This window comes from Pseudomonas sp. Irchel 3F3 (genome assembly GCF_900187545.1).
Classification (GTDB): Bacteria; Pseudomonadota; Gammaproteobacteria; order Pseudomonadales; family Pseudomonadaceae; genus Aquipseudomonas; species Aquipseudomonas fortuita.
Genome location: NZ_FYDS01000007.1, coordinates 241,835 through 266,583, shown reverse-complemented (window position 1 = coordinate 266,583; position 24,749 = coordinate 241,835). Strand labels below are relative to the sequence as shown.

General features: G+C 64.2%; 22 protein-coding genes. 15 read left to right on the top strand and 7 right to left on the bottom strand.

Translation table 11 applies throughout. The annotated features are described in order from the left end of the window. Positions 1 to 51: 51 nt before the first annotated feature. From purD to CKW35_RS17280, 3 genes are all read left to right on the top strand, one after another. Positions 52 to 1,347, top strand: a complete 1,296-nt coding sequence (purD, locus tag CKW35_RS17290) for a phosphoribosylamine--glycine ligase (protein WP_016489378.1) — start codon at positions 52 to 54, stop codon at positions 1,345 to 1,347. Between the two features lie 150 nt (positions 1,348 to 1,497). Further along, positions 1,498 to 4,269: a hybrid sensor histidine kinase/response regulator gene (locus CKW35_RS17285; protein WP_095116489.1), complete on the top strand. Its 2,772-nt coding sequence runs from the start codon at positions 1,498 to 1,500 to the stop codon at positions 4,267 to 4,269. 97 nt (positions 4,270 to 4,366) lie between these two features. After that, on the top strand, positions 4,367 to 4,963 hold the full coding sequence (locus CKW35_RS17280; protein WP_016489380.1) for a MarC family protein: 597 nt from the start codon (positions 4,367 to 4,369) through the stop codon (positions 4,961 to 4,963). On the opposite strand, the gene CKW35_RS17275 is transcribed toward CKW35_RS17280, so the two are convergent. The 7 genes from CKW35_RS17275 to cobG all read right to left on the bottom strand — a co-directional run bounded on the left by CKW35_RS17275 (position 4,960) and on the right by cobG (position 11,468). After that, a complete protein-coding gene (locus CKW35_RS17275) occupies positions 4,960 to 5,583 on the bottom strand; it encodes a hypothetical protein (RefSeq protein WP_095116487.1) in 624 nt (207 codons plus the stop codon). The two genes, CKW35_RS17280 and CKW35_RS17275, sit on opposite strands and share 4 nt — an antisense overlap. Further along, a complete protein-coding gene (locus CKW35_RS17270; RefSeq protein WP_236058864.1) occupies positions 5,580 to 6,269 on the bottom strand; it encodes a hypothetical protein in 690 nt (229 codons plus the stop codon). Before CKW35_RS17270 ends, CKW35_RS17275 begins: the two co-directional genes overlap by 4 nt. 59 nt (positions 6,270 to 6,328) lie before the next feature. Then, positions 6,329 to 7,009: a hypothetical protein gene (locus CKW35_RS17265; protein ID WP_016489383.1), complete on the bottom strand. Its 681-nt coding sequence runs from the start codon at positions 7,007 to 7,009 to the stop codon at positions 6,329 to 6,331. Between the two features lie 92 nt (positions 7,010 to 7,101). Continuing rightward, positions 7,102 to 8,799: a precorrin-3B C(17)-methyltransferase gene (gene cobJ, locus CKW35_RS17260; protein WP_095116483.1), complete on the bottom strand. Its 1,698-nt coding sequence runs from the start codon at positions 8,797 to 8,799 to the stop codon at positions 7,102 to 7,104. Further along, positions 8,787 to 9,518: a precorrin-2 C(20)-methyltransferase gene (locus tag CKW35_RS17255; protein ID WP_016501827.1), complete on the bottom strand. Its 732-nt coding sequence runs from the start codon at positions 9,516 to 9,518 to the stop codon at positions 8,787 to 8,789. Before CKW35_RS17255 ends, cobJ begins: the two co-directional genes overlap by 13 nt. Next, positions 9,518 to 10,144 carry a precorrin-8X methylmutase gene (locus tag CKW35_RS17250; protein WP_016489386.1) on the bottom strand — a complete coding sequence of 209 codons (627 nt, stop codon included), beginning with the start codon at positions 10,142 to 10,144 and terminating at the stop codon, positions 9,518 to 9,520. Before CKW35_RS17250 ends, CKW35_RS17255 begins: the two co-directional genes overlap by 1 nt. After that, on the bottom strand, positions 10,137 to 11,468 hold the full coding sequence (gene cobG / locus CKW35_RS17245; protein ID WP_095116481.1) for a precorrin-3B synthase: 1,332 nt from the start codon (positions 11,466 to 11,468) through the stop codon (positions 10,137 to 10,139). Before cobG ends, CKW35_RS17250 begins: the two co-directional genes overlap by 8 nt. A 244-nt stretch (positions 11,469 to 11,712) precedes the next feature. Here cobG and cbiE point away from each other — a divergent pair, with 244 nt between their 5' ends. From cbiE to urtA, 12 genes are all read left to right on the top strand, one after another. Then, positions 11,713 to 12,924, top strand: coding sequence for a precorrin-6y C5,15-methyltransferase (decarboxylating) subunit CbiE (cbiE, locus tag CKW35_RS17240; protein ID WP_095116479.1), 1,212 nt, complete (start codon positions 11,713 to 11,715; stop codon positions 12,922 to 12,924). After that, a complete protein-coding gene (locus tag CKW35_RS17235) occupies positions 12,917 to 14,011 on the top strand; it encodes a cobalt-precorrin-5B (C(1))-methyltransferase (protein WP_016489389.1) in 1,095 nt (364 codons plus the stop codon). Before cbiE ends, CKW35_RS17235 begins: the two co-directional genes overlap by 8 nt. After that, positions 14,008 to 14,751, top strand: coding sequence for a cobalt-precorrin-6A reductase (locus CKW35_RS17230; protein ID WP_016489390.1), 744 nt, complete (start codon positions 14,008 to 14,010; stop codon positions 14,749 to 14,751). Before CKW35_RS17235 ends, CKW35_RS17230 begins: the two co-directional genes overlap by 4 nt. 231 nt (positions 14,752 to 14,982) lie before the next feature. Beyond that, the gene (locus CKW35_RS17225; protein ID WP_095116477.1) at positions 14,983 to 15,420 is read left to right on the top strand and encodes an NfeD family protein; all 438 of its coding nucleotides are present in this window, start codon (positions 14,983 to 14,985) and stop codon (positions 15,418 to 15,420) included. A gap of 26 nt (positions 15,421 to 15,446) precedes the next feature. After that, complete coding sequence (locus tag CKW35_RS17220; RefSeq protein WP_016489392.1) at positions 15,447 to 16,301, top strand: SPFH domain-containing protein; 855 nt, start codon at positions 15,447 to 15,449, stop codon at positions 16,299 to 16,301. Positions 16,302 to 16,521: 220 nt separating this feature from the next. Continuing rightward, positions 16,522 to 16,911, top strand: a complete 390-nt coding sequence (locus CKW35_RS17215) for a DUF2946 domain-containing protein (RefSeq protein ID WP_016489393.1) — start codon at positions 16,522 to 16,524, stop codon at positions 16,909 to 16,911. 46 nt (positions 16,912 to 16,957) lie between these two features. After that, on the top strand, positions 16,958 to 17,443 hold the full coding sequence (locus CKW35_RS17210) for a copper chaperone PCu(A)C (RefSeq protein WP_016489394.1): 486 nt from the start codon (positions 16,958 to 16,960) through the stop codon (positions 17,441 to 17,443). Positions 17,444 to 17,465: 22 nt separating this feature from the next. Continuing rightward, positions 17,466 to 17,897: a DUF2946 domain-containing protein gene (locus CKW35_RS17205; RefSeq protein ID WP_016489395.1), complete on the top strand. Its 432-nt coding sequence runs from the start codon at positions 17,466 to 17,468 to the stop codon at positions 17,895 to 17,897. A gap of 67 nt (positions 17,898 to 17,964) precedes the next feature. Beyond that, positions 17,965 to 20,031: a TonB-dependent copper receptor gene (locus CKW35_RS17200; protein WP_095116475.1), complete on the top strand. Its 2,067-nt coding sequence runs from the start codon at positions 17,965 to 17,967 to the stop codon at positions 20,029 to 20,031. Between the two features lie 58 nt (positions 20,032 to 20,089). Further along, positions 20,090 to 21,457: a PepSY domain-containing protein gene (locus tag CKW35_RS17195; protein WP_095116473.1), complete on the top strand. Its 1,368-nt coding sequence runs from the start codon at positions 20,090 to 20,092 to the stop codon at positions 21,455 to 21,457. 238 nt (positions 21,458 to 21,695) lie between these two features. Continuing rightward, positions 21,696 to 23,102, top strand: a complete 1,407-nt coding sequence (gene cycA / locus CKW35_RS17190; protein ID WP_095116471.1) for a D-serine/D-alanine/glycine transporter — start codon at positions 21,696 to 21,698, stop codon at positions 23,100 to 23,102. 262 nt (positions 23,103 to 23,364) lie between these two features. After that, a complete protein-coding gene (gene urtA, locus CKW35_RS17185) occupies positions 23,365 to 24,630 on the top strand; it encodes an urea ABC transporter substrate-binding protein (RefSeq protein ID WP_095116469.1) in 1,266 nt (421 codons plus the stop codon). Positions 24,631 to 24,749 lie beyond the last annotated feature (119 nt).

Here is a 24,749-nt window from a genome sequence, read left to right as displayed (position 1 = left end):
TCGTACAGCGTGAGGCTTCGCCTTGCGCCCGAAAGAATTCGAGGTTTTGACATGAAAGTTTTGATCATCGGCAGCGGCGGCCGTGAGCACGCCCTGGCCTGGAAAGTTGCCCAGGACCCACGCGTGGAGAAAGTCTTCGTTGCCCCAGGCAACGCCGGCACCGCCATTGAAGCCAAGTGCGAGAACGTCGCCATCGACGTATGCGCCCTGGAACAACTGGCCGACTTTGCCGAGAAAAACGTCGACCTGACCATCGTCGGCCCGGAAGCACCACTGGTCATCGGGGTGGTCGACCTGTTCCGCAGCCGTGGCCTGGACTGCTTCGGCCCAACCAAGGGTGCAGCGCAGCTGGAAGGCTCCAAGGCCTTCACCAAGGACTTCCTGGCGCGTCACAAGATCCCGACCGCCGACTACCAGAATTTCACCGAAATCGAGCCGGCCCTGGCCTACCTGCAAGAAAAAGGCGCGCCGATCGTGATCAAGGCCGACGGCCTGGCTGCGGGCAAAGGCGTCATCGTCGCCATGACCCTCGAAGAAGCCGAAGCCGCCGTGCGTGACATGCTGGCCGGCAATGCCTTCGGTGAAGCCGGTTCGCGCGTGGTGATCGAAGAGTTCCTCGACGGCGAAGAAGCCAGCTTCATCGTCATGGTCGACGGCCACAACGTGCTGCCCATGGCCACCAGCCAGGACCACAAGCGCGTCGGCGACCAGGACACCGGCCCGAACACGGGCGGCATGGGTGCCTACTCCCCTGCCCCGGTCGTTACCGCCGACGTGCACCAGCGGGTGATGGACCAGGTGATCTGGCCAACTGTGCGCGGCATGGCCGAGGAAGGCAACGTCTACACCGGCTTCCTCTATGCTGGCCTGATGATCGACAAGGCGGGCAACCCCAAGGTCATCGAGTTCAACTGCCGCTTCGGCGACCCAGAGACCCAGCCGGTCATGCTGCGCCTGGAGTCGAGCCTGGTGCTGCTGATCGAAGCCGCCTTCGCCAAGGCGCTGGACAAGGTCGAAGCCCAGTGGGACCCACGCCCGAGCCTGGGCGTTGTGCTGGCGGCTGGCGGTTACCCGGGCGACTACGCCAAGGGCGACGTGATCAGCGGCCTGGACGCAGCAGCCAAGATCGAAGGCAAGGTGTTCCATGCCGGTACTTCGCTCAAGGACGGCCAAGTGGTCACCAACGGCGGGCGCGTGCTGTGCGCCACGGCAATGGGCAGCACGGTTGCCGATGCGCAGCAGCAGGCTTACCGCCTGGCCAGGGAAGTAAGCTGGAACGGCAGTTTCTACCGCACTGACATCGGCTACCGGGCCATCGCCCGCGAGCGCGGTGAACACCAGCAGTAAGCACTACCGGAACGCCGTGCCGCCCGGGGCTGTCAACCGCCCGGCGCACGGCATCCGGCTCGTCGACAAGGCCCGGCACGGGCCTTGCCTTCGACTTGGCGCGCCGCGCATAGTTAGTACCCGGCACATCGGCTAAGAAGGGATTTCGTAGTGCGTCGGCTTCGGATTGCCTCAGCTCTGATCGTCACCTTGCTGACCTTGCTCTTCATGTTACCGGCTGCAGCCGAGCATGACGGAGACTGGACCGTTCTGCTCGACGAACAGGCCAACCTGCAACTTAGCGATGTACGCTCCGAGCGCTATCGCAACCAGTTCAGCCCGCTGGTACTTGCCGAACTGGATGCCGCTCCGCCGGAGCAGGCCTTGTGGCTGCACTACCGCCTGGAACCAGGCGACCAGGAGCAACTGCTTCGGGTATTCGCCCCCGACCTGTCTGGGCTTGACCTATACGCCCTCCAGGGCGACCAACTTCTGCGTCAGTTGCACCACGGGCGCCAGGCCGGCAATGCCAGCCCGACCCTGCGTGGCAGCGACCATGTACTGCCCCTGCCCAACAGCAGGCAACCACTGGACATCTACCTGCGCCTGGTCTCCGAGCACCAGTTGCGCCCGGCCATCAGCCTTGAACCTGCGGCCGTAGCCGCCTCGGACCATAGCCAGCCACTGCTGTTCGGCATGCTGTTCGGCGGCTTGGTCATGCTGATCCTGCATAACCTGATCCGCTTCCTCTACAGCCACTCCACCACCACCCTGATCCTCGCGCTCTACCACAGCCTGATGCTGCTCAGCGGCCTGATCCTGCTGAACCTCAGCGGCCCTTGGTGGCACGTGTGGCACAACGCGCAAACCCCGGCCGCCTACCTGACACTGGTACTGGCCGGCCTGGCGGGGCTGTATTTCACCCAGCACTTCTTCAACCCGTGCAACTCGCCGCGGATCAACCGCCTGCTGCAGGGCGAAATGCTGGTGGTCGGGGTCAGCGGGCTGGTGCTGCTGTTCGTCGACACCCTGCCCCTCAACCTGATGACCTACGCCTTGCTGGCGCTGGGCAGCGTGAGCATGCTGCTGGTCAGCAGCTACCACTGGTACCGGGGCTATGCACCCGGCCGGCTGTTCAGCCTGGCCATGGTGGTGTTCAACCTGGGTGGCCTGGTGCTGCTGCCGGCACTGCTGGGCCTGACCCGTACCGCTACGCCTTGGCTATTGTGCATTCTGCTGGGGCTGGCCGTGGCCAGCGGCCTGCTGCTCAACCTGGCAGTCAGCGAACGCCTGCGCCGCATGAGCGAAGAGCGCTTCAGCGCCAGCCGCGCCTTGGCCGCCAGCGATGCCGAAATGAACGCCAAGGCCGAGTTCCTGGCCAAGATCAGCCACGAAATCCGCACCCCCATGAACGGCGTGCTGGGCATGACGGAGTTGCTGCTGGGCACACCGCTGTCAGTCAAGCAACGCGACTATGTGCAGACCATCCACAGTGCCGGCAACGAGCTGCTGACACTGATCAACGAAATTCTCGACATTTCCAAACTGGAGTCCCGGCAGATCGAGCTGGATGACGTGCAGTTCGACCTCAATGCACTGATCGAGGATTGTCTGACCATCTTCCGCGCCAAGGCCGAGCAGCAGAACATCGAGCTGATCAGCTTCACACAGCCGCAGGTACCGCGAGTGATCAGTGGCGACCCGACACGCCTGCGCCAGGCCTTGTCGAGCCTATTGGAAAACGCCCTGAAAAACACCGATCAGGGCGAAATCCTGCTGGTAGTGGCACTGGACCAACGGGGTGAGCTACCGCGCCTGCGCATCGCTGTGCAGGACAGCGGCGAACCGTTGGCCGCCGCAGACCGTGAAGCGTTGTTGCAAGCCGAGCTGCACAGCCACCACTTCCTGTCCAGCAACAAGCTGGGCGGCCACCTTGGGCTGGTCATTGCCAAACAGCTGATCGGCCTGATGCAGGGCGAGTTCGGCATCAAGAGCAGCACCGGCATGGGCAACACCCTGTGGCTGACCCTGCCGCTGGACCCCTCTCGCCTGGAGCAGCCACCAACCGATCTCGACAGCCCGCTGCGCGATGCCCGCGTGCTGGTGGTGGACGACAATGACACCTGCCGCAAGGTGCTGGTGCAACAATGCAGCGCCTGGGGCATGAACGTCAGCGCGGTGCCTTCGGGCAAGGAAGCGCTGGCCCTGTTACGCACCAAGGCGCACCTGCGTGACTACTTCGACGCCGTGCTGCTGGACCAGAACATGCCGGGCATGACCGGCATGCAACTGGCCGCCAAGATCAAGGAAGACCCGAGCCTGAACCACGACATTCTGGTGGTAATGCTCACCGGTATCAGCAATGCACCGAGCAAGGTCATCGCACGCAACGCCGGGGTCAAACGGATACTTGCCAAGCCGGTGGCCGGCTACACACTCAAAACCACCCTGGCCGAAGAACTGGCTCAGCGCGGCCGCGATCAGGCGGTGCCGGCCAGCCTGCCCGGTATCCCGCAGGCACTGGACCTGCCAGGCGACTTCCGCGTGCTGGTCGCCGAGGACAACAGCATTTCGACCAAGGTAATACGCGGCATGCTCGGCAAGCTCAACCTTGAGCCCGACACCGCCTGCAATGGCGAGGAGGCCCTGCAGGCAATGAAAAACCAGCGCTATGACCTGGTGCTGATGGACTGCGAGATGCCCATTCTGGACGGTTTCTCGGCCACCCAGCAGCTGCGTGCGTGGGAAACCGCCAACCAGCGCCAGCGCACCCCGGTAGTGGCACTGACCGCGCACATTCTTACAGAACACAAGGAACGCGCCCGGCTGGCGGGCATGGACGGGCACATGGCCAAGCCGGTCGAGCTGTCGCAATTGCGCGAACTGATCCAGTACTGGGCCAATCACCGGGAAGCCAAGGTGGACCCGGCGCCTACTTCCTAGACTACGCTGTCGTGCAGTGAACACTGATCACCAGATCAATACGGCCCGCACCCACAATAATTGCGCAACCTTTTTGAGTTTCCGAGGACCAGCGCTCATGCTCCATGAGTTGTTCAGCGTCTACCTGAAAATGCTCGTGCTCTACAGCCCGTTCTTCGTGCTGTCGTGCTTCATCAGCCTGACCCGCGGCCACTCCAGCAAGGAGCGCAAGCAACTGGCCTGGAAGGTCGCTTTCGCAGCCCTGGTCGCCAGCGTGCTGCTCTACCTGTTCGGTCGGGTGATCTTCGGTATTTTCGGCATTACCGCCGACGCCTTCCGCATCGGGGCCGGCAGCGTGCTGTTCATTTCGGCTTTGGGGATGGCGCAGGGCAAGCCGGCGGTACAGGCCGACAACGTGCAGCAGGACGTGACGATCGTGCCGCTGACCATTCCGCTGACGGTTGGCCCCGGTACCATCGGTGCCCTCTTGGTGATGGGTGTGAGCCAACCGCACTGGGACGACAAACTGCTGGCCATCGTCAGTATCGCGCTGGCCAGCTTTACCGTCGGCCTGGTGCTTTACCTGTCGCACGGTATCGAGCGGATCCTTGGCGACCAGGGCCTGCAGATCGTCAGCCGTCTGATGGGGCTGTTCGTCTGTGCCCTGGCGGCGCAGATCATTTTTACCGGGATCAAAGGGTATCTGGTGCCTTAGATGGCATAGTCATGAATGCGCGCCTGGGACACCTTGACGACGCTTTCCTGGACTTTTGGCAATACGCTGTTCTCAAAGGCCAGAATATTGAACCGTACCAGTTCCGCACGCACATTCTTGTGACTGCGCTTGCGGCTGATGAACCCTGCACTGAAAACAGACTGTTTGTCCGCTTCGTGGTAAACCACCATATCAACCCGGTTGTTGCCAGCCGGCGCGCAGGCCAACACTTGAAAGTGTTGCCTCTCGAATGCCTTTGTCTCAAGTTCCTTCAGCACCGATGGCTTCTTCAGCAATGTTTGAATAAACACTTTCACCGATGTAGCAAAGCTGTCTCCGGCCGTTTTGGACAGCGTCTGCAGCAGTTGATCCGTCTGCTGCGTACGCGTCTTGTCCGGCCAATGGATCTGCTCGGCCGTTACGGCATCCCACCCCATGAATTTGAGCTGGTTACGGTAATAAGCGAACCAGTCTTTTATCAGCCCCTCCTTGTAAGCGGTATCGGTGGCTCGTTCGGCCATCGCCAGGGCCAGCTTCACCTTGTCTTTCTGCGCGGCATCAATGCCTGGCAAAAAGGAAACGATCCCGGCGCCGATCACGGCAGACGTGGCTTCACTCATGATGCTGCTCCTGTAGGTTGCGCGTAAGGGTCAAAGCGGTAAGCAGCTTGTGCGTCTTTGCTTTGCATCAAGGCTTGCAATTCACCACGCTGGTGCTGGAAGCGCCCTTCATCCAACGCCAGAGAGACGCCATTGAACTCGGCTTCGCCATCAAGCACGTGTTCGCTCGTAAATGTCGCCATCGAGACCAGCGAGAGTGGCTGGTCGATTTGCATCGAGATGCTGCACAGGTCCAGTGTCGGTCCCGGCTTGAGTACGCCGAGTTCGATGACCAGCGTGGAGGACTGGGCCTGGTCGTGTGCGCTGAACTTCATCAGGTGCCGCAAGCCCTCAGCAGATCGAGCGAGGCCCGACTTGATTCCCGCCAGCACGGCCTCATGGCGTAACGAGCGAATTTTCAGCCAGGCTTCAAGTGGCTGTATATGCGCGTTGCGCACGGGTCGCCCCAACTGCTTGAGGTCATGTGTGCTGGCCAGCTTGATCCAGCCCAATTGGCGGTAAGCCTCGCGATACGCGGCATACCAGCGTTCATAATTGTCGATGCGTGAACCGGCGTGCTTGTTGGCCACCAACTGTGCGTAAAGGATTGAATCAAAAGCGGCCTGGCGTTGTGCCTCGACCGTGCCCGGCGAATACAGCAATGCTGTTCCGCCAATCAACATCAATTGCTCAGCTGCTCTATCCATCGTGTTACCTCATCACAAAGAACCGAACAAGGCGGCGTTGCGACGACGCCGCCGAGCAATCAGATGTCGTACTCGAGAACGTTCTCGACGCTGCGCACGCCAAGTTTGTTTTCTACGGTTTCGCGCACTTTGTCGTAGACGAAGTTGTTGAGCGTGAGCACTGCCGTACCGGCGTAGTACGAGGTTTTGTCCAGCTTCCACTGGATACCCAGCACGTCGTCGTCCAGTTGCGGGGCAGAGGCCTGGATGCAGCTCACCACCATGACCACATCGTTATTTTCGGTTTCAATGCAGGCCGCCATGCCGACCATGCCCCTGGCCTTGTTCTTGCGCTTGTGATCAAGCACCTTGGCATCGTTTTCGACAGTGGTCAGTTTGTCGAAGGCCAGCTTTGCCACTTCGCCCAACTTCGTGCCGCCCAGCATCGCATTGCCCACCACACCGATCGCGCGGATCGCCACGGCGCCGACGGTGACAGACAGTTCCGCCGAAGTTTCAAGTTCGAAGGTACGGCGTGGGATGGTGAAGCCAAGGTCACGCATGACGTCGATAAATTTGTCGTACCACTCCCGGCTCTGCTTTTCGGCGTTAAAGGCTTTGTCGGCGACCAGCGTGGCGAAGTGGAAGGCATTCTTCACATCGTGACGGCTTTGCGCAGACATGCCCGCGCCGCAGGCAAGCAGGTTGCCTTCTACCAGGATGGCAGCGTTGGTGGTGGTGACTTGTGTTGCATCGGACATTGGAAACTCCTTGATGGTTGCCCCTTGAGTCAGGGGCAACCACCTTAGCCAGCGCGTTGGCCACGAAGCGCGCTGAAGGGTTTCCGACGCAACTAGTTGGCGGTGGGGTACCAACGCGGCGTGTACGCCCACACCCCACCCGACAGGCGAGGGAATACACAGGTTGTAGAGGACCCGACCAAAACCATGGTGCGCATATCGACCATTTCCGGCAGCAGCTCGGCCAAGGTGACTACCTTCAGCGTCTGCCCCGGCCTACCGATGTCGCGGCCAAGGACTACAGGCGTGTTCCCCTCGCGGTGGCGACGCACAACCTCAAGTGCCACCCCGAGCTGGTGCGGCCTGGACTTGGAAATCGGGTTGTAGAAGGCCAGCACCAGGTCCGCCTGGGCCGCCAGGTCCAGGCGCTTTTCAATGATCGACCAGGGCTTGAGGTTGTCCGACAGCGACATCACACAGAAGTCATGCCCCAGCGGTGCACCCGCCTGCGCAGCGGTAGCGAGCGAGGCCGACACCCCAGGCAGGATCTCGAGGTCGACGCGATGCCAGGCGGGGTCACTGGACTCGTGCAGCGCTTCAAGCACTGCAGCGGCCATGGCGAACACGCCTGGGTCGCCCGACGAGACCACCACCACCGAACGGCCTTGTGCCGCCAGCTCGAAGGCATGCCGGGCGCGCTGCATCTCTTCACGGTTGTCGGTGCAGTGCATCACCTGGTCGTCACGGAACGGCCCGGCCATGCGCACGTAGGTTTCGTAGCCGAGGATATCCTCGGCGCGTGCCAGCTCGGCCTTGACCGCCGGCACCATAAGCTCGGCAGCGCCAGGGCCGAGGCCGATCACCGCCAGCCGGCCACGACGGCGGCCGACCTGCGCGGCATCCACCGGCGCCGGCGCCACTGCGATGACCACTTCGGCCTGTTCTATCAACTCTGCGCCTGGCAACGCTGCAGCCACCATGCTGGCCACATCGCCTGGCCTGGCAGCGAAGCGCAAGGCTACACCCAAAGCCTGCGCGGCCTCGTGCAAGGCACTGTCGGCCATGGTTTGCTCGTCCGCCAGCACGCAGGCTACGGATCGCTCAGCGATGCCGGCCTGCTGCAATGCAGCTCGAATACCGTTCAGGTTGCCACCTGCAACCCCCACTACCACCGAGCGGGGGTGGATCAGCAATTCGTCTCGGTTGGCCGGGCGCGCCTGATGCCCCACATGAATGGTTCGCCGTGCTGCATCGCTGGCAGGCAACTGCACCTGTTGCAGCCACGGCGCATCACCTTCGATGCGCACCGCCTCGCCAGCCAGCAAATCAGAGACAAAGCGCTTGCCTTGCTCGATGTCCGCCAGTGCATAACCCTGCGGCGGGTTCAGCAGGCAAGTGCCGAACCGCAGCTCGCCGCTGGTGGTGATCGCAGCAGCAACGCCCAGTGCCTCTGCGATTTCGCGTGCCATCACGTTCACGCCACCCAGGCCACCGAGCAGCGGCACCACTGCACTGCCATCCTCGGCCACGGCCAGAACTGGCGGCTCGCTGCCCTTCTCGCTGAGCAGGCTGGCCAGGCTGCGGATGACAATGCCCGCAGCGCACAGGGCGATGATCGGCGTGTCCTGCTGGTATAACCCGCGCAGGGTATCGCCGAACGAGCTGTACGATTGGTCTGCACCCTCGACGCGCCCTTCCAGGCCATGGATCGTGGCCTGTGGATAACATTGCTGGATACGCTGCGCCGTCGCCAGGCTGCCTGGGCCGAGAATGACGATTGCCGGCGCCTTGTGGATGTTCAGCCCTGCCATTTTTCCCCCGGCACGATGATCAGCGAGAAGTACGGCGACGACTGCGGGTCGACCTGGTCCAGCGGCACGATCTTCTGGTTGGCCATGGTGGCCCGCTCCACATACAGCGCGCGCCCGTCCAGGCCCAGTTCGGTCAGTACTTCGCGTACTTTCGGGAAGTTGCGCCCAAGCTTCATGATCACCGCTGCATCGGCGTCGGCCAGGCGGCGCTTGAGTTCCTCGGCGGGCAACACGCCAGACAAGACCGAGAGGCTCTGGTTGCGGTACACCAGCGGCGCACCCAGCACCGAGGCGCCCCCGAGCATCGAGCACACGCCGGGGATCACTTCGGCTTCATAGCGCTGCGCCAGGCGGTCGTGCAGGTACATGTAGGACCCGTAAAAGAATGGGTCACCTTCGCAGATCACCGCCACGTCGCGACCGGCATCCAGGTGCTCGGCCACCTGCACGCTGGCTTCGTCGTAGAAGTCGCTGATCACCTGCTCATAGGAAAGCGGCGCAGGCAGGGCTTCGGTGGTGACCGGGTACACCAGCGGCAACAGCGTCTGCTGCGCTTGCAGGTGCGCCTCGATGATGCCGAAGGCATTGCCACGCTTGCCCTTGGCCACGAAGTAACCGACCACTGGCGCTTCGCGCAGCAGGCGCAGGGCCTTGAGGGTGATCAGTTCAGGGTCGCCCGGGCCCACGCCCAGGCCCAGCAGACGTCCACGCGGCGCCATCACTCCACCTCCGTGGCCAGGGCGTTGACCGCAGCGGCGGCCATCGCGCTACCGCCAAGGCGGCCTTGCATGATCACGAACGGCACGCCACGGCTGTCGGCGGCGAGCATCGCCTTGGACTCGGCAGCACCGACGAAACCGACTGGGAAGCCGAGGATCAGCGCTGGCTTGGGCGCGCCGGCGTCAATCATCTCCAGCAGGTAGAACAGGGCGGTGGGCGCATTGCCGATCACCACCACGCTGCCTTCCAGGTACGGGCGCCACAGCTCAAGGGCTACGGCAGAACGGGTGTTGCCTGCGTCCTTGGCCAGGCCCGGTACGCTTGGGTCGCGCAGCGTGCAGATGACTTTGTTGTCGGCTGGCAGGCGGGCACGGGTGATGCCTTCGGCGACCATGTGCGCATCGCACAGGATCGGCGCGCCGTTAAGCAGCGCCTCGCGCCCGGCCCGGCCGGCGCCTTCGGAGAACTGCAGGCCATCGATGGCATCGACCATGCCGCAGGCGTGGATCACGCGCACGGCGAGCTTTTCGAGGTCTGCGGGGATCCGCTCGAGTCGGGCTTCCTCACGGATGATCCGGAAGGAATTGCGATAGATCTCCTGACCATCGCGGATGTAGTCAATCATCAAGGTGCTCCGTCGGCAGGTCGAGCATGGCGCCTGCTTCGTTCAAGGTAAGGTCGGTGGCGCGCAGGGCGCCGAAGCCCGGCTGGCGCGCGTCACGCAGGTACAGGTCGTAACGGCCCGGTGATCGGGCCAGCAGCGTGGCCGGGGCAACATGGGCCACGGCGCAGGAACGGGCGCAGCCAGACAAGTGCACGCTGGCGGGCAAGCCAGGGCCCAGCAGCGCGGCCAGGGCAACGGCGTCGGCCTTGGTCTCGCCAAGCGCCTTGGCGCAGCCGCTGGCACCGGTGCAGGCACTGATGCGCGCCAGCGGCTCATGGTCGTGGCACAGCAGGCCCAGGGCGGACAGTTCGGACTGGGCGGTGTCGATGTGGTGTGCTTGCAGGTTGGTCAGCACCAGGCTTTGCCAAGGGCTGAGCCGCAAGCTGCCATCGCCCCGTTCCCGGGCCACCCGCGCAGCCCCGCGCAGCATGGCCGGGGTCAGGCGGCCTTGCGGCGGGGCTACGCCAAGGGCAACGCCTTCTGCCTGCGGCAGCGTGCCCAGCCAGGAGGCGCGGTGCTGTTCACGGCGCCAGGCGAGCACGGCGGTATCACGGCGGATGTCCAGGCCGAGCCCATCGACGAAATCGCTTGCCGGGCACACCTCGAGCAACTGGCGCATGCGCGACTGCGTCAGGGTGGCCAGGTCGAGAAAGCGCTCCAGCACCGCACGCACCAACGCCAGGCCCTGCGCCAGCGGCACGGCGCCGAGCACCTGGCCGTCCGCCGGGCAGCCCGCCAGGCCAAACGCCAGCCAGGTCTGCTGCTCCAGACGCAGGGCCGATAGCCACAAATCGTGGGGGTGCTCGAGCATGGCGAGGCGCTCGCCGGCATCCAGCTGCACGGCAAACTTGGCCGACAATTGGTGAAAGCGCGGGGTGCCTTCCAGCAGGTCGAGGATCTGCCCTGCCAACGGCCGTGCATCCAGCAGCATTGCCGGATCATGCCCGGCCAGCGGGCTGAGCATGAGGTTGCGCACATCGTCACCGGCCACATCGCGCGGCCCCAGGCCGGCTGCGAGCAGTGCCTCGACCAGGGCGCGATGTGCGTTGCCAATGCCGCGGATCTGCAGGTTGCCACGGTTGGTGGCCTCGATCACGCCGCTGGCAAAGCGCTCGGCTGCCGTCGCCACCGCGTCGGCCTGGTCGGCCAGCAGCAAGCCGCCTGGCAGTTTGATGCGGCAGATGCCGCCATCACGGGCACTGACAATACGCCACAACCCCGGGCAGGCCGAGGGGCGGGGCGAAACGTTGGGGGCATGGGCCTGCGTCAAAGGGGCGTCCGGCAATCTGTGAAAATGCGCTTGAGTGTAGAAGGCGCGGTATTATGCCTGCTTTGTCCGGCGGCATGAAAAGCCGGTGGTCGAGCATCCTCAGCGATTGAGGAGAAATTCAGGGCTGTGTCGCCCTCTTCGCGGGCACGCCCGCTCCCACAGGATCATCGCTTCCCTCAATGGCTGCGCTGTACCTGTGGGAGCGGGCGTGCCCGCGAAAGGGCGCGAAGCGGCCCCAAAAAATGGCGGAATGAAATACATGGCACCCTGGCTGACAGTAGTAGGCATCGGCGAAGACGGCTTCAGTGGCCTGGGCAAGCAGGCCCGGCGCGCGCTGCTGGGCGCTGCGCGGATCTTCGGCAGCCCGCGCCAGCTGGACTTGCTGCCGCGCTGCGTGCCCGGCGAACGGCTGGGCTGGCCAAGCCCGTTTTCCCTGGGCCCGGTGCTGGCCCTGCGCGGCGAGCCAGTGTGCGTGCTGGCCAGCGGCGACCCGATGTTCTTCGGTGTCGGCGCCAGCCTGGCGCGGCAGGTGCCTGCCAGTGAGATGCGTGTGCTGTCGATGCCCTCCTCCTGCGCCCTGGCCGCCGCCCGCCTGGGCTGGCCGCTGCAGGAGATGCAGGTGGTGTCGCTGGTGGCCCGGCCACTGTCGGCGCTCAATGCCCACCTGCACAGCGGTGTGCGCCTGTTGGTGCTGAGCAACGATGGCGACAGCCCGGCGGCCATTGCCGCGCTGCTGCGCGAGCGTGGCTTCGGGCCAAGCCGCCTGCGGGTGCTGGAGCACCTGGGAGGCCAGCAAGAACGCGAACTGGCCGGCACCGCCCAGGACTGGCCGCACGCCGAGATCGCTGCGCTCAACCTGGTGGCCATCGAGTGCCTGGCCACGCCCGATGCCCCACGCCTGCACCGCCTGGCCGGGCTGCCGGACAGCGCCTTCCGGCACGACGGCCAGCTGACCAAACGCGATGTCCGCGCCATCACGCTGGCGCGCCTGGCGCCTCAGCCCGGCGAACTGCTGTGGGACGTGGGCGCGGGCTGCGGGTCGATCGGCATCGAATGGATGCGCGCCCACCCGGCCTGCCGCGCCTTGGCCATCGAGGCCGATGAAGGCCGGCAAGGCTTCATCGAACACAACCGTGACGCGCTGGGTGTACCCGGCCTGCAGCTGATCTGCGGCAAGGCGCCTGCAGCACTGCAAGGCCTGGAGCAGCCTGATGCAATCTTCATTGGTGGCGGCGTCACCCGCGAAGGCGTGCTGGACCTGTGCTGGGCAAACCTGCGCCCCGGCGGGCGGCTGGTAGCCAACGCGGTGACCTTGCAGAGCGAACTGGCCCTGGCGCATTTTCGCGAACAGCACGGTGGTGAGCTGACCCGCATCCATGTCGCCCATGCCCAGCCCTTGGGCGCGTTCGACACCTGGCGCCAGGCGCTGCCGATCACCCTGCTGGAAGTGGTGAAACCCGTCGATGCGTGAAGAAACCCGCGAACAGCCCGCGCCCCTGCGCAGCGGCCTGACCACCGGCAGCTGCGCCACCGCCACCAGCCTGGCAGCCGCTCGCTTGCTGCTGATCGGCGAAAGCAGCGACGCCGTCAGCATTACCCTGCCCAAGGGCAAGGTGGTGCAGATGCGCCTGGAATTCTGCCGCCTGATTGGCGAGCGTGCCGAAGCCGGCACCCTCAAGGATGCTGGCGACGACCCGGACGTGACCCACGGTGCCCTGCTCTACAGCCAGGTGCGCTTGCTGGGCGAGCCGGGCATCCGCTTTGTCGCCGGCACCGGCGTCGGCACCGTGACCCGCCCGGGGCTGGTGCTGGCGGTGGGTGAGCCGGCCATCAATCCGGTGCCACGGCGCATGATCACTGAACACCTGCAACGCCTGGCCGACGCGTGCGGCTACCTCGGTGGTTTCGAGGTCACGGTCAATGTGCAGGGCGGCGACCAACTCGCGCTCAAGACCATGAACCCGCGCCTGGGCATCCTCGGCGGGCTGTCGATCCTTGGCACCAGCGGCATCGTGCGGCCGTTCTCCTGTGCGGCCTATATCGCCTCGATCCACCAGGGTATCGATGTAGCCCACACCAACGGCTACACGCACATCGCCGCGTGCACCGGCAACGCCAGCGAAGACACCATGCGCCGGGTCTACGGGCTGCCGGAAATCGCCCTGATCGAGATGGGCGATTTTGTCGGTGCAGTGCTCAAGCACCTGCGCAAGGTGCCGGTGCCACGCCTGACCCTGTGTGGCGGTTTCGGCAAGATCAGCAAACTGGCCGCCGGGCACATGGACCTGCACAGCCGCCACTCCAGCATCGACTTGCCGCAACTGGCCGGCTGGGCTGCCGACATTGGCGCTGACGAAACACTGCAGGCAGCCATCATCGGCGCCAACACCAGCCAGCAAGCGCTTGCACTGGCTCATGCGGCCGGCATTGCCTTGGGTGACGCGGTGTGCGCCCACGCCCTGGCCTTCGCCCGCAGCGTCGTGCCGGCGCTGGTGCAAGTGGAAGTGTTCGCCATCGACCGCCAAGGCGGCATCGTCGGCCGGGCAGGTGTGCAATGACTGCGCGCATCCTGCTACTGGGCGGTGTCACCGAAGCCCTCGCCATCGCCCGCCGGCTCGGCCCTCAGCATGTCTATAGCCTGGCCGGTATCGGTCGTGTGCCGCAGGACCTGCAATGCCAGGTACGGGTCGGGGGCTTTGGCGGTGCCGAGGGCTTGGCCAACTACCTGCGCGAGGCAGGCATCACCCTGCTGATCGATGCCACCCATCCCTATGCCGCGCAGATCAGCCGCAATGCTGCCAGTGCTGCACGTAGCGCCGGCATCCCGTGCTGGGCCTTGCGCCGCCCGGCCTGGCAGGCGCAAGCGGGGGATGATTGGCGCGAAGTCGAGGACTGGGCAGGGCTGATCGAAGCACTCAAGCCGTTTCGCAGACCGCTGTTCACGTTGGGGCGTGAGCCACTACAGCATCTGGACGAGATTCCGCCGGAGCAGTTCTGGACCTTGCGGGCGCTGGAAGCGTGCCCTGGAAACGCGCGCTGCGAAGTGATTGGCGCGCGTGGGCCATTCAACATTGAAGATGAACGGGCACTGTTCCAACGCCGCAGTATCGATGTGCTGATCAGCAAGAACAGCGGCAGTGTGGCGACCGAGCCGAAGCTCGAGGTAGCGCGGGAACTTGGTCTGCCGGTGCTGATCCTCAAGCGCCCGGGGTTGCCGGATATTGACCGCGCATTCGAATCGCAGGCTGACATGGCAGCAGCACTCGACCTGCATCAACACATCTCGCAAGCACGCTAGAGATCCCTGTGGGAGCGGGCAAGCCCGCGAACACCGGCGAAGCCGGTGCCATACATCGAGTCGTCTTCTGCGCGGGCACGCCCGCTCCCACAAAAGACCGTACCCGTCTTGAAACCTGTATATGACCGTTGCCCTACAGCCCTTTCGGATATTTCTTTCAACCCCGCACGTGGCTCTGGGTCGTACTGCTGCCGTAAACTCAACGCCCCTCCCCCGGAAGGTTTCACCCATATGGAAATGCAATGGTGGATCTGGCTGGTCTTCGGCATCGCGCTGATCCTGCTCGAACTGGTCTTGCCAACGTTCTTCATCCTCTGGTTCGGCATCGGTGCCGTGCTGGTCTCTCTCATCTCGCTTGCCGCCCCCAGCCTGCAACTGGACATGCAGGGCCTGCTGTGGGTCGTGCTGTCATCGGCCACCACCGCGCTGTGGTTCAACGTGTTCCGGCGCAAGCAGCCAGACGTGCGCTGGACCGCCGACAGCGTGATCGGCGAGGTGGGCTTGCTGACCGCTGGCGTTTCGGAGTTCCAGAAAGGCCGCGTGCGTTTCCAGAAGCCGATCCTTGGCAGCGAAGAATGGACCTGCATCGCCGATAGCCAGATCGCCGCCGGCGAACGGGTGCGCCTGACCGCCATCGAGGGGAACATCGCCCGCGTCATCCGGGCCTGAATCCGCACTAAAAGGAATTTCGCATTATGACCAGCCTCATCGTCGTCGGCGCCATCGCCCTGTTCGTCCTGATCACCGTGTTCAAGGGGGTACGCATCGTGCCCCAGGGCGAGGAGTGGATCGTCGAGCGCCTGGGCCGCTACCACAGCACCCTCAAGCCCGGCCTGAACATCCTAATCCCGTACATGGATGTGGTCGCCTATCGCCTGCCGACCAAAGACATCATCCTCGATGTACAGCAGCAGGAAATCATCACCCGGGACAATGCCGTCATCGTTGCCAACGCCCTGTGCTTCGCCAAGGTGGTCGACCCGCAGAAGGCCTCCTATGGCGTGCAGAACTTCTCGTTCGCCGTCACCAGCCTGACCATGACGTCGCTACGCGCCATCGTCGGCGCCATGGACCTGGACGAAGCGCTGTCCAGCCGCGAGCAGATCAAGGCACGCCTGCGCGAGGCAATGTCGGAGCAGACCGAAGACTGGGGCGTGACCGTGCGCTCGGTGGAAATCCAGGACATCAAGCCTTCGGAAAACATGCAACTGGCCATGGAGCGCCAGGCGGCGGCCGAGCGTGAGCGCAAAGCCGATGTGACCCGCGCCGAAGGCGCCAAGCAGGCCGCGATCCTTGAAGCGGAAGCTCGCCTGCAGGCCGCCAGGCTGGATGCCGAAGCGCAGATCAGCCTGGCCGAGGCTTCGGCGCGGGCGATTTCGCTGGTCAAGGAGGCCGTGGGCAACGAAACCGTGCCGGCGATGTATTTGCTGGGTGAGCGCTATGTCGGGGCCATGGAGAACCTGGCGAGCAGCAACAACGCCAAGGTGGTGGTGTTGCCGGCGGATCTGCAGGAAACCGTCCGTGGCCTGATGGGCCGCAACAAGGCTTGAGATTGCCGGGGCCGCTCTGCGGCCATTCGCGGCACTAGGCCGCTCCCACATGACAGCGCAGTATTCGAGGCTGCGGCACTTCTGCAGGAGCGGCCTTGTGCCGCGATGGGCTGCGCAGCAGCCCCCATACCCGACCACCTGCGTCACTTCACCGCACCCTGCCTTTTTTACCTATACTGCGCCTTACAATAGCCACCACGATTCCTGACCGGATCTCTCCATGCCCCCACGTCGGCCCATCGCCTGGATAGCCTGCCTTGCAGTGCTGTTCAACCTGCTGGCCATGCCGCTGGCCTCTGCCGTGCCCAAGGGCCCGGCAGAGCAGCTGCTGTGGGGGGCTTTCTGTTCCAGCATGGCCAACAAAGCCAAGGTCGATGTCCAGGCCCTGGCCAAGATCGACCTCGGCCCGCAAAGCGACGACAGCGCCAGCATGATGAATTGCTGGTGCTGCTCCGGCGCAGCGCCGCTGCTGGCCCTGCCCGGCTACCCGCCGCAACTGCACAACCCGCCAACACTGTTTGCCGGCCTGCTGCCGCCCCCCGCCGACTACCAACCCACGCCGCGCCAGCTCTGGCCCGCGCTAAACCCCCGTGCCTCTCCGCTGGCCTGAGTTCATCACGCTGTCTGCCTGAACCTGAACACAACGGAGATTCACCATGCTCAAGCACGCCCTCGTCATGGCCGCCCTGCTGCTGCCCGGCGCCTTTGCCAATGCCCACGAATACAGCGTGGGCGACCTGCACATCGCCCACCCCTGGTCGCTGCAGTTGCCCCCCAACGCCCCCAATGTCGCCGCGTATTTCGTGGTGCACAACAATGGCCAGGCCGATGACCGCCTGCTGAGCGTCGACAGCCCCATCAGCGATGACGCGCAACTGCACGAGCATGCCATGAGCGCCAGCGGCGCCATGAAAATGCAGCAAGTGCCCAGCGTGGTGGTGCCTGCCGGCAAGGACCTGACCTTCGCCCCCAGCGCCTACCACGTGATGCTGATGCAGCCAAAAGACCGCAGCCTGCTCAGCGACGGCAAGCGCTTCCCGTTGACCCTGCATTTCGAAAAGGCCGGCGACATCACCGTCGAAGTGGCCGTGCAGAAGCAGGCGCCGGCGGACCAGCCGCAAGCCCACGAACACGCGCACTGACACCTGCTGACAGGCACTCGCCATGAGCCTGCCGCGCAACAGCATCAGCCGTACCACCCGCCCTGACCGCAGGCGCGCCGGTGGCGGATGGCTGAGCCTGTTCGCCATGTGGATGATTTTCATCGGCCCGCTGATTTCCCAGTCGATGCCGATGGACCACCACGCCGGTATGAGCATGCCGATGGACATGCCGATGGCGGCTGCCCATGAGCATGGCGGCGACGCCCATCACGGCCACGGCGGCGATGGCCAGCTGCATGTGATGTGGGAAAAGTGCGGTTATTGCAGCCTCTTGTTCAACTGCCCGGCCCTGCCCCAGGCCCTCAGCCCGCTCAGCGCCGGCAGCGTCGCCCCCACCACCCACCTGCTTGCACCAACGCACCAGGGCCATGCCCGGCAGGCTGTATTCCCCGGTGCGCGCAGCCGCGCCCCGCCTTCCTCGATCAGCGTCTGAACCCACATTTTTGTGCACGAAGCCAGGAGGCTTCGCGCTAATTCATGACTGATCGACTGGAATCATTATGTCCGGCTGCACCCCTGTTTTTGCCTTGTCCCTGCGTGGGACCCTCGCCGTCGTGTGCGGCTCGTTGCTCGCGCCCGTGGCCCTGGCCGCCGACCCTGGCCATGAAGGCCATGGGCACGATGCTCCCGAGCTGAGCCCCACGGTGATAACTGCCGTGGCCCCAAGTTCGCCACTGACCGTGGTCACCAACCCGAAAGACCCGCGCCAGCCAGTGCCGGCCAGCGACGGCGCCGACTACCTGAAGACCATCCCCGGCTTCTCGGCGATCCGTGCAGGCGGCACCAACGGCGACCCGGTGTTGCGCGGCATGTTTGGCTCGCGCCTGAACATCCTCACCAACGGCGGCCTGATGCTGGGCGCTTGCCCCAACCGCATGGACGCCCCCACCTCCTACATTTCACCGGAAACCTACGACCGCCTGACCGTGATCAAGGGCCCGCAAAGCGTGATCTGGGGGCCGGGCGGCTCGGCAGGCACCATCCTCTTCGAACGTGAACCGGAAAAGTTCGGCCCCCTCGGCAGCCGCGTAAACGCCAGCCTGCTGGCAGGTTCCAATGGCCGCTTCGACAAGGTGCTGGACGCCGCCGCCGGCAACAGCCAGGCCTACGCCCGCTTCGTCGGCAACCAGTCACGGTCGGATGACTACCACGACGGCAACGACGACACCGTGCCGTCACGCTGGGAAAAATGGAACGGCGATGTTGCCCTCGGCTGGACGCCCGACCAGGACACCCTGCTGGAGCTCACCGCCGGCAAGGGCGATGGCGAGGCCCGCTATGCCGGGCGCGGCATGGACGGCTCGCAGTTCAAGCGTGAAAGCCTGGGCCTGCGGTTTGAAAAGTCCAACCTCGGCGAGGTGCTCGACAAGGTCGAGGCGCAGGTTTACTACAACTACGCCGATCATGTGATGGACAACTACAGCCTGCGTACCCCGTCCGGCAGCGGCATGATGGGCATGCCGATGGTCAGCAACGTCGATCGCCGCACCCTGGGTGCACGCATAAAGGCCACCTGGCGCTGGGCCGAAGTGCAGCTGATCAGCGGCATCGACGCGCAAACCAACGAACACCGCCAACGTGGCGGCATGGGTGTGGACGCACACAAGGGCCAGGCCTGGACCAAGGACGCCGACTTCCACAACTACGGCGCCTTCAGCGAACTGACCTGGTACGTCAGCGGTGAGGACCGTTTGATCACCGGTGCCCGCCTGGACCGCGCCTCGGCCCGCGACTTCCGCCAAGGCAGCGCCACCGAAGGCGATACCCGCGCCGACACCCTGCCCAGCGGTTTTATCCGCTACGAGCACGATCTGGCAGCCATCCCGGCCACCACCTACATCGGCCTCGGCCATGCCCAGCGCTTCCCCGACTACTGGGAGCTGTTCTCGCCAAAGCTGGCGCCACCCGGTTCGGCCAATGCCTTCGACGGCATCAAGCCAGAGAAAACCACCCAGCTCGACTTCGGCATCCAGTACCGCACCGAACGCCTTGAAGCCTGGGCTTCGGGTTATGTGGGGCAGATCCGCGACTACATCCTGTTCGACTACCGCACCGGCATGATGGGCATGAGCACTTCCCAGGCACAGAACATCGATGCCCGCATCATGGGTGGCGAACTGGGTGCGGCCTACCAACTGACGGAAAACTGGAAGGCCGACGGCACGCTGGCCTATGCGTGGGGCAAGAACAGCAGTGACGGCAAAGCGTTACCGCAAATGCCGCCCCTGGAAAGCCGCCTGGGCCTGACCTACAGCCGCGATGTGTGGAGCGTCGGCGCACTGTGGCGGCTGGTGGCTGCGCAGAACCGCATCGCCGAGAACCAGGGCAACGTGGTCGGCAAGGACTATGACAAGAGCGCCGGCTTTGGCGTGTTCTCCCTGAACGGCGCCTACAAGGTGAACAACAACCTCAAGCTCAGCGCAGGGGTCGACAACCTGTTCGACAAAACCTACGCCGAGCACTTGAACCTGGCCGGGAACGCCGGGTTCGGCTACCCGGCTACAGACCCACAGCCGGTCAACGAGCCAGGCACGACCTTCTGGACCAAGGTCGATTTCAGCTTCTGACAACAACCACGGGCGCAGCTTCGGTTGCGCCCCTCTGCTGGTCAAACAGGAGGTTCCCATGAGAGGAACACGCACCAATTTCTATAACCTGGCCTGGCGTTGGCACTTTTATGCGGGGCTGTTCGTGGCCCCGTTCATGATCCTGTTGGCGATTACCGGGATCATCTACCTGTTCAAGCCGCAGCTCGACCCGCTGCTGTACCGCGACCTGATGGTGGTCGAAGCCGGCCACCATCGGCAGGGCGCCGATGCGATGCTGGCCGAAGTGCGCCAGGCCTACCCCGAAGGCCACGTCGGCCAGTACCTGCCCCCGCTGAACGCCGAGCGCAGTGCGCAGTTCGTGGTGCATGACGGGGGGCGCGAACTGAACGTGTTCGTTGACCCGTACAGTGGCAAGATCCTCGGCGAGCAGGACGGCAAGCAGAACCTGCAGGCCATCGCCCGCGCCCTGCATGGCGAGCTGATGGTCGGCACGGTCGGTGACCGCCTGGTGGAACTGGCCGCAGGCTGGGGCATCGTGCTGGTGGTGTCGGGCCTGTACTTGTGGTGGCCACGCGGGCGCAATGGCGCTGGCGTGTTGTGGCCACGGCTGTCGGCACGCGGCCGGCTGTTCTGGCGCGACCTGCACGCGGTAACAGGCTTTTGGGGTTCGGCCCTGCTGTTGCTGATGCTGGTCAGCGGCATGACCTGGACCGGCCTATGGGGCAAGCAGTACGCCGATTTGTGGAACCGTTTCCCGGCAGCCATGTGGAACGACGTGCCCAAGTCTGACCAGCAGGCAGGTGAGCTGAACAACGCGCACCGCCAGACCGTGCCCTGGGCGATGGAAAACACACCGATGCCGCAGTCCGGCGCACACGCCGCGCACGCTGGGCACCACATGATGTCGGACAAGCCCGCAGCACCCCAGGTGAGCGTGCAGCAGGTCGAAGACATCGCCACCTCCCGCCAGGTCGAGCCTGGCTACAGCATTACCCTGCCGACTACGGCAGACGGTGTGTTCACCATTGCCGTGTTCGCCGACGACCCGCGCAACGACGCTACCCTGCATGTCGACCAGTACACCGGCAAGGTCCTGGCCGATGTGCGCTGGCAAGACTACAGCCCGGTCGCCCGCGCCACCGAGATGGGCGTAATGCTGCACGAGGGCAAGATGTTCGGGGCGTTCAACCAGATCATCATCCTGGGGGTGTGCCTGATGATTCTGCTCGGTTCGGTGAGCGGGCTGGTGATGTGGTGGAAGCGCCGGCCTGAAGGCGGGCTGGGCGTGCCACCGCTGCGCCATGACCTGCCGCGCTGGAAGGCGGCGGTGGGCGTGATGCTGGTGCTGGGGGTGATGTTCCCGTTGGTGGGGGTGTCGATGGTGGTGATGTGGGTGGTGGACAGCCTGGTAGTGCGCCGCCGCCGGGAGCTGGCCCGCGCCTGAGCCCTGCATAACCTGCACTGGCCTCTTCGCGGGCTTGCCCGCTCCCACAGGATCTCTGCCGCCCTCAGGCGTGGCGCGATACCTGTGGGAGCGGGCATGCCCGCGAAGAGGCCGGTGAAGGTCTCGAACTTTTCCTGCGAAAGCACGGCTGCCATCTGAAGATCGTGTCGATCTGTCGCGATCTCGAATTGGAACGCCCGTGTTAGCCTAGCCGGCGACTTTCAAGGGAATGCAGCTTATGACCGCAATTTCACCCAAACCACAAGAAGAGCAGCACCTGCAACGCAACCTGACCAACCGCCATATCCAGCTGATCGCCATCGGCGGCGCAATCGGGACCGGCCTGTTCATGGGCTCGGGCAAAACCATCAGCCTGGCGGGCCCGTCGATCATCTTCGTCTACATGATCATCGGCTTCATGCTGTTCTTCGTCATGCGCGCCATGGGCGAACTGCTGCTGTCGAACCTGAACTACAAATCGTTCATCGACTTCTCGGCCGACCTGCTCGGCCCCTGGGCGGGTTACTTCACCGGCTGGACTTACTGGTTCTGCTGGGTGGTCACCGGTATCGCCGACGTGGTCGCCATCGCAGCCTATACACAATTCTGGTTCCCCGACCTGCCGCAGTGGATACCGGCGCTGACCTGCGTAGGGCTGCTGCTGTCGCTGAACCTGGTGACGGTAAAAATGTTCGGCGAGATGGAATTCTGGTTCGCCCTGGTCAAGATCATCGCCATCCTCGGCCTGGTCGCTACCGGCCTGTACATGGTCATCACCGGCTTCACCTCGCCCAGCGGGCGCACTGCACAGCTGGCCAACCTGTGGAATGACGGCGGCATGTTCCCCCATGGCCTGATGGGCTTCTTCGCCGGGTTCCAGATTGCCGTGTTCGCCTTCGTCGGCATCGAGCTGGTGGGTACCACCGCCGCCGAAGCCAAGAACCCGGAACGCACCCTGCCGCGGGCGATCAACTCGATCCCGATCCGCATCATCGTGTTCTACGTGCTGGCGCTGATCGCGATCATGGCCGTGACCCCATGGCGCGACGTGGTACCGGGCAAGAGCCCGTTCGTGGAGCTGTTCGTGCTGGCTGGCCTGCCTGCGGCGGCCAGCATCATCAACTTCGTGGTGCTGACCTCGGCGGCCTCGTCGGCCAACAGTGGCGTGTTCTCCACCAGCCGCATGCTCTACGGCCTGTCGCAAGAAGGTGACGCGCCCAAGGCATTCGAAAAACTGTCGAGCCGTTCGGTGCCGGCCAACGGCCTGTATTTCTCGTGCACCTGCCTGCTGCTGGGCGCGGTGCTGATCTATCTGGTGCCAAACGTGGTCGAGGCGTTCACCCTGGTGACCACGGTTTCGGCGGTGCTGTTCATGTTCGTCTGGACGCTGATCCTGCTGTCGTACCTGAAGTACCGCAAGAACCGCGCGGCGCTGCACCAGGCGTCGAAGTACAAGATGCCGGGCGGGCGCTTCATGTGCTTCGTGTGTTTGGCGTTCTTCGCCTTCATTCTGGTGTTGCTGAGCCTGGAAGCAGATACCCGCTCGGCGTTGGTGGTAACGCCGATCTGGTTCGTATTGCTGGCGGTGACCTATCAGTTTGTACGCAGCAGGCGCCATCCGCGTTCGGCTATGCGTAACGGCTGATGGCCCAGGGGCTGCTTTGCAGCCCATCGCGACACAAGGCAGCTCCCACACGCCGTCAGATGTGGGAGCGGCCTTGTGTCGCGATGGGCCGCACAGCGGCCCCAATCCTGTGCACATCGATGTCCCAGGCACCAACCTGGGCCTCGCAAACGCCCCAACACCTCGCACAACCCCTCTATCACGCCCCTTGCGCCACTAGGCACACCCCTTGCAACGCCCTCCCCGCTTGGCCAAAACCAAAAAAACTCAGCGGAGAGAGCACATGAAGCGTCGCAGTCTGATCAAGGCCTTTACCCTCAGCGCATCGATTGCGGCGATGGGCCTGAGCTGGAGTATCCAGGCCGCCGAGACCATCAAGGTTGGCATCCTGCATTCGCTGTCGGGGACCATGGCCATTTCCGAGACCTCGCTCAAGGACATGGCGCTGATGACCATCGACGAGATCAACGCCAAAGGCGGGGTCAACGGCAAGATGCTCGAACCGGTGGTGGTCGACCCGGCCTCCAACTGGCCGCTGTTCGCCGAAAAGAGCCGCCAGCTGCTGACCCAGGACAAGGTCGCCGTGGTGTTCGGCTGCTGGACCTCGGTGTCGCGCAAGTCGGTGCTGCCGGTGTTCGAAGAACTCAACGGCCTGCTGTTCTACCCGGTGCAGTACGAGGGCGAGGAGATGTCGCCGAATGTGTTCTACACCGGCGCCGCCCCCAACCAGCAGGCTATTCCAGCCGTTGAATACCTGATGAGCGAAGATGGCGGCAGCGCCAAGCGCTTCTTCCTGCTGGGCACCGACTACGTCTACCCGCGCACCACCAACAAGATCCTGCGGGCCTTCCTGCACAGCAAAGGCGTGGCCGACAAGGACATCGAAGAGGTGTACACCCCGTTCGGCCACGCCGATTACCAGACCATCGTTGCCAACATCAAGAGGTTCTCCGCCGGCGGCAAGACCGCGGTCATCTCCACGGTCAACGGCGACTCCAACGTGCCGTTCTACAAGGAACTGGCCAACCAGGGCCTGAAGGCCACCGACGTACCGGTGGTGGCGTTCTCGGTGGGCGAAGAAGAACTGCGCGGTATCGACACCAAACCGCTGGTGGGCCACCTGGCTGCCTGGAACTACTTCGAGTCGGTGGATAACCCGGTGAACCAGAAATTCGTCGCCGACTGGAAGGCCTACGCCAAGGCCAAGGGCCTGCCAGGCGCTGACAAGGCGGTGACCAACGACCCGATGGAAGCCACCTACGTGGGCATCCACATGTGGGCGCAGGCCGCCGAGAAGGCCAAGTCCACCGATGTCGACAAAGTGCGTGAAGCACTGGCCGGGCAGAGCTTCAAGGCGCCGTCGGGCTTTACCCTGACCATGGACAAGACCAACCACCACCTGCACAAACCGGTAATGATCGGCGAGATCCAGGATGACGGGCAGTTCAGTGTGGTGTGGGAAACCGAGCAGCCGCTGCGCGCGCAGCCTTGGAGCCCGTTCATTCCAGGCAATGACAAGCGACCTGACTACGCAGTGAAAGGTAACTGAGTGCACTGGGGCCGCTATGCGGCCCATTCGCGGGCTTGCCCGCTCCCACAGGTCCCCACTGCCCTCTGGACCAGTGAAATACCTGTGGGAGCGGGCAAGCCCGCGAAGAATCCACCACT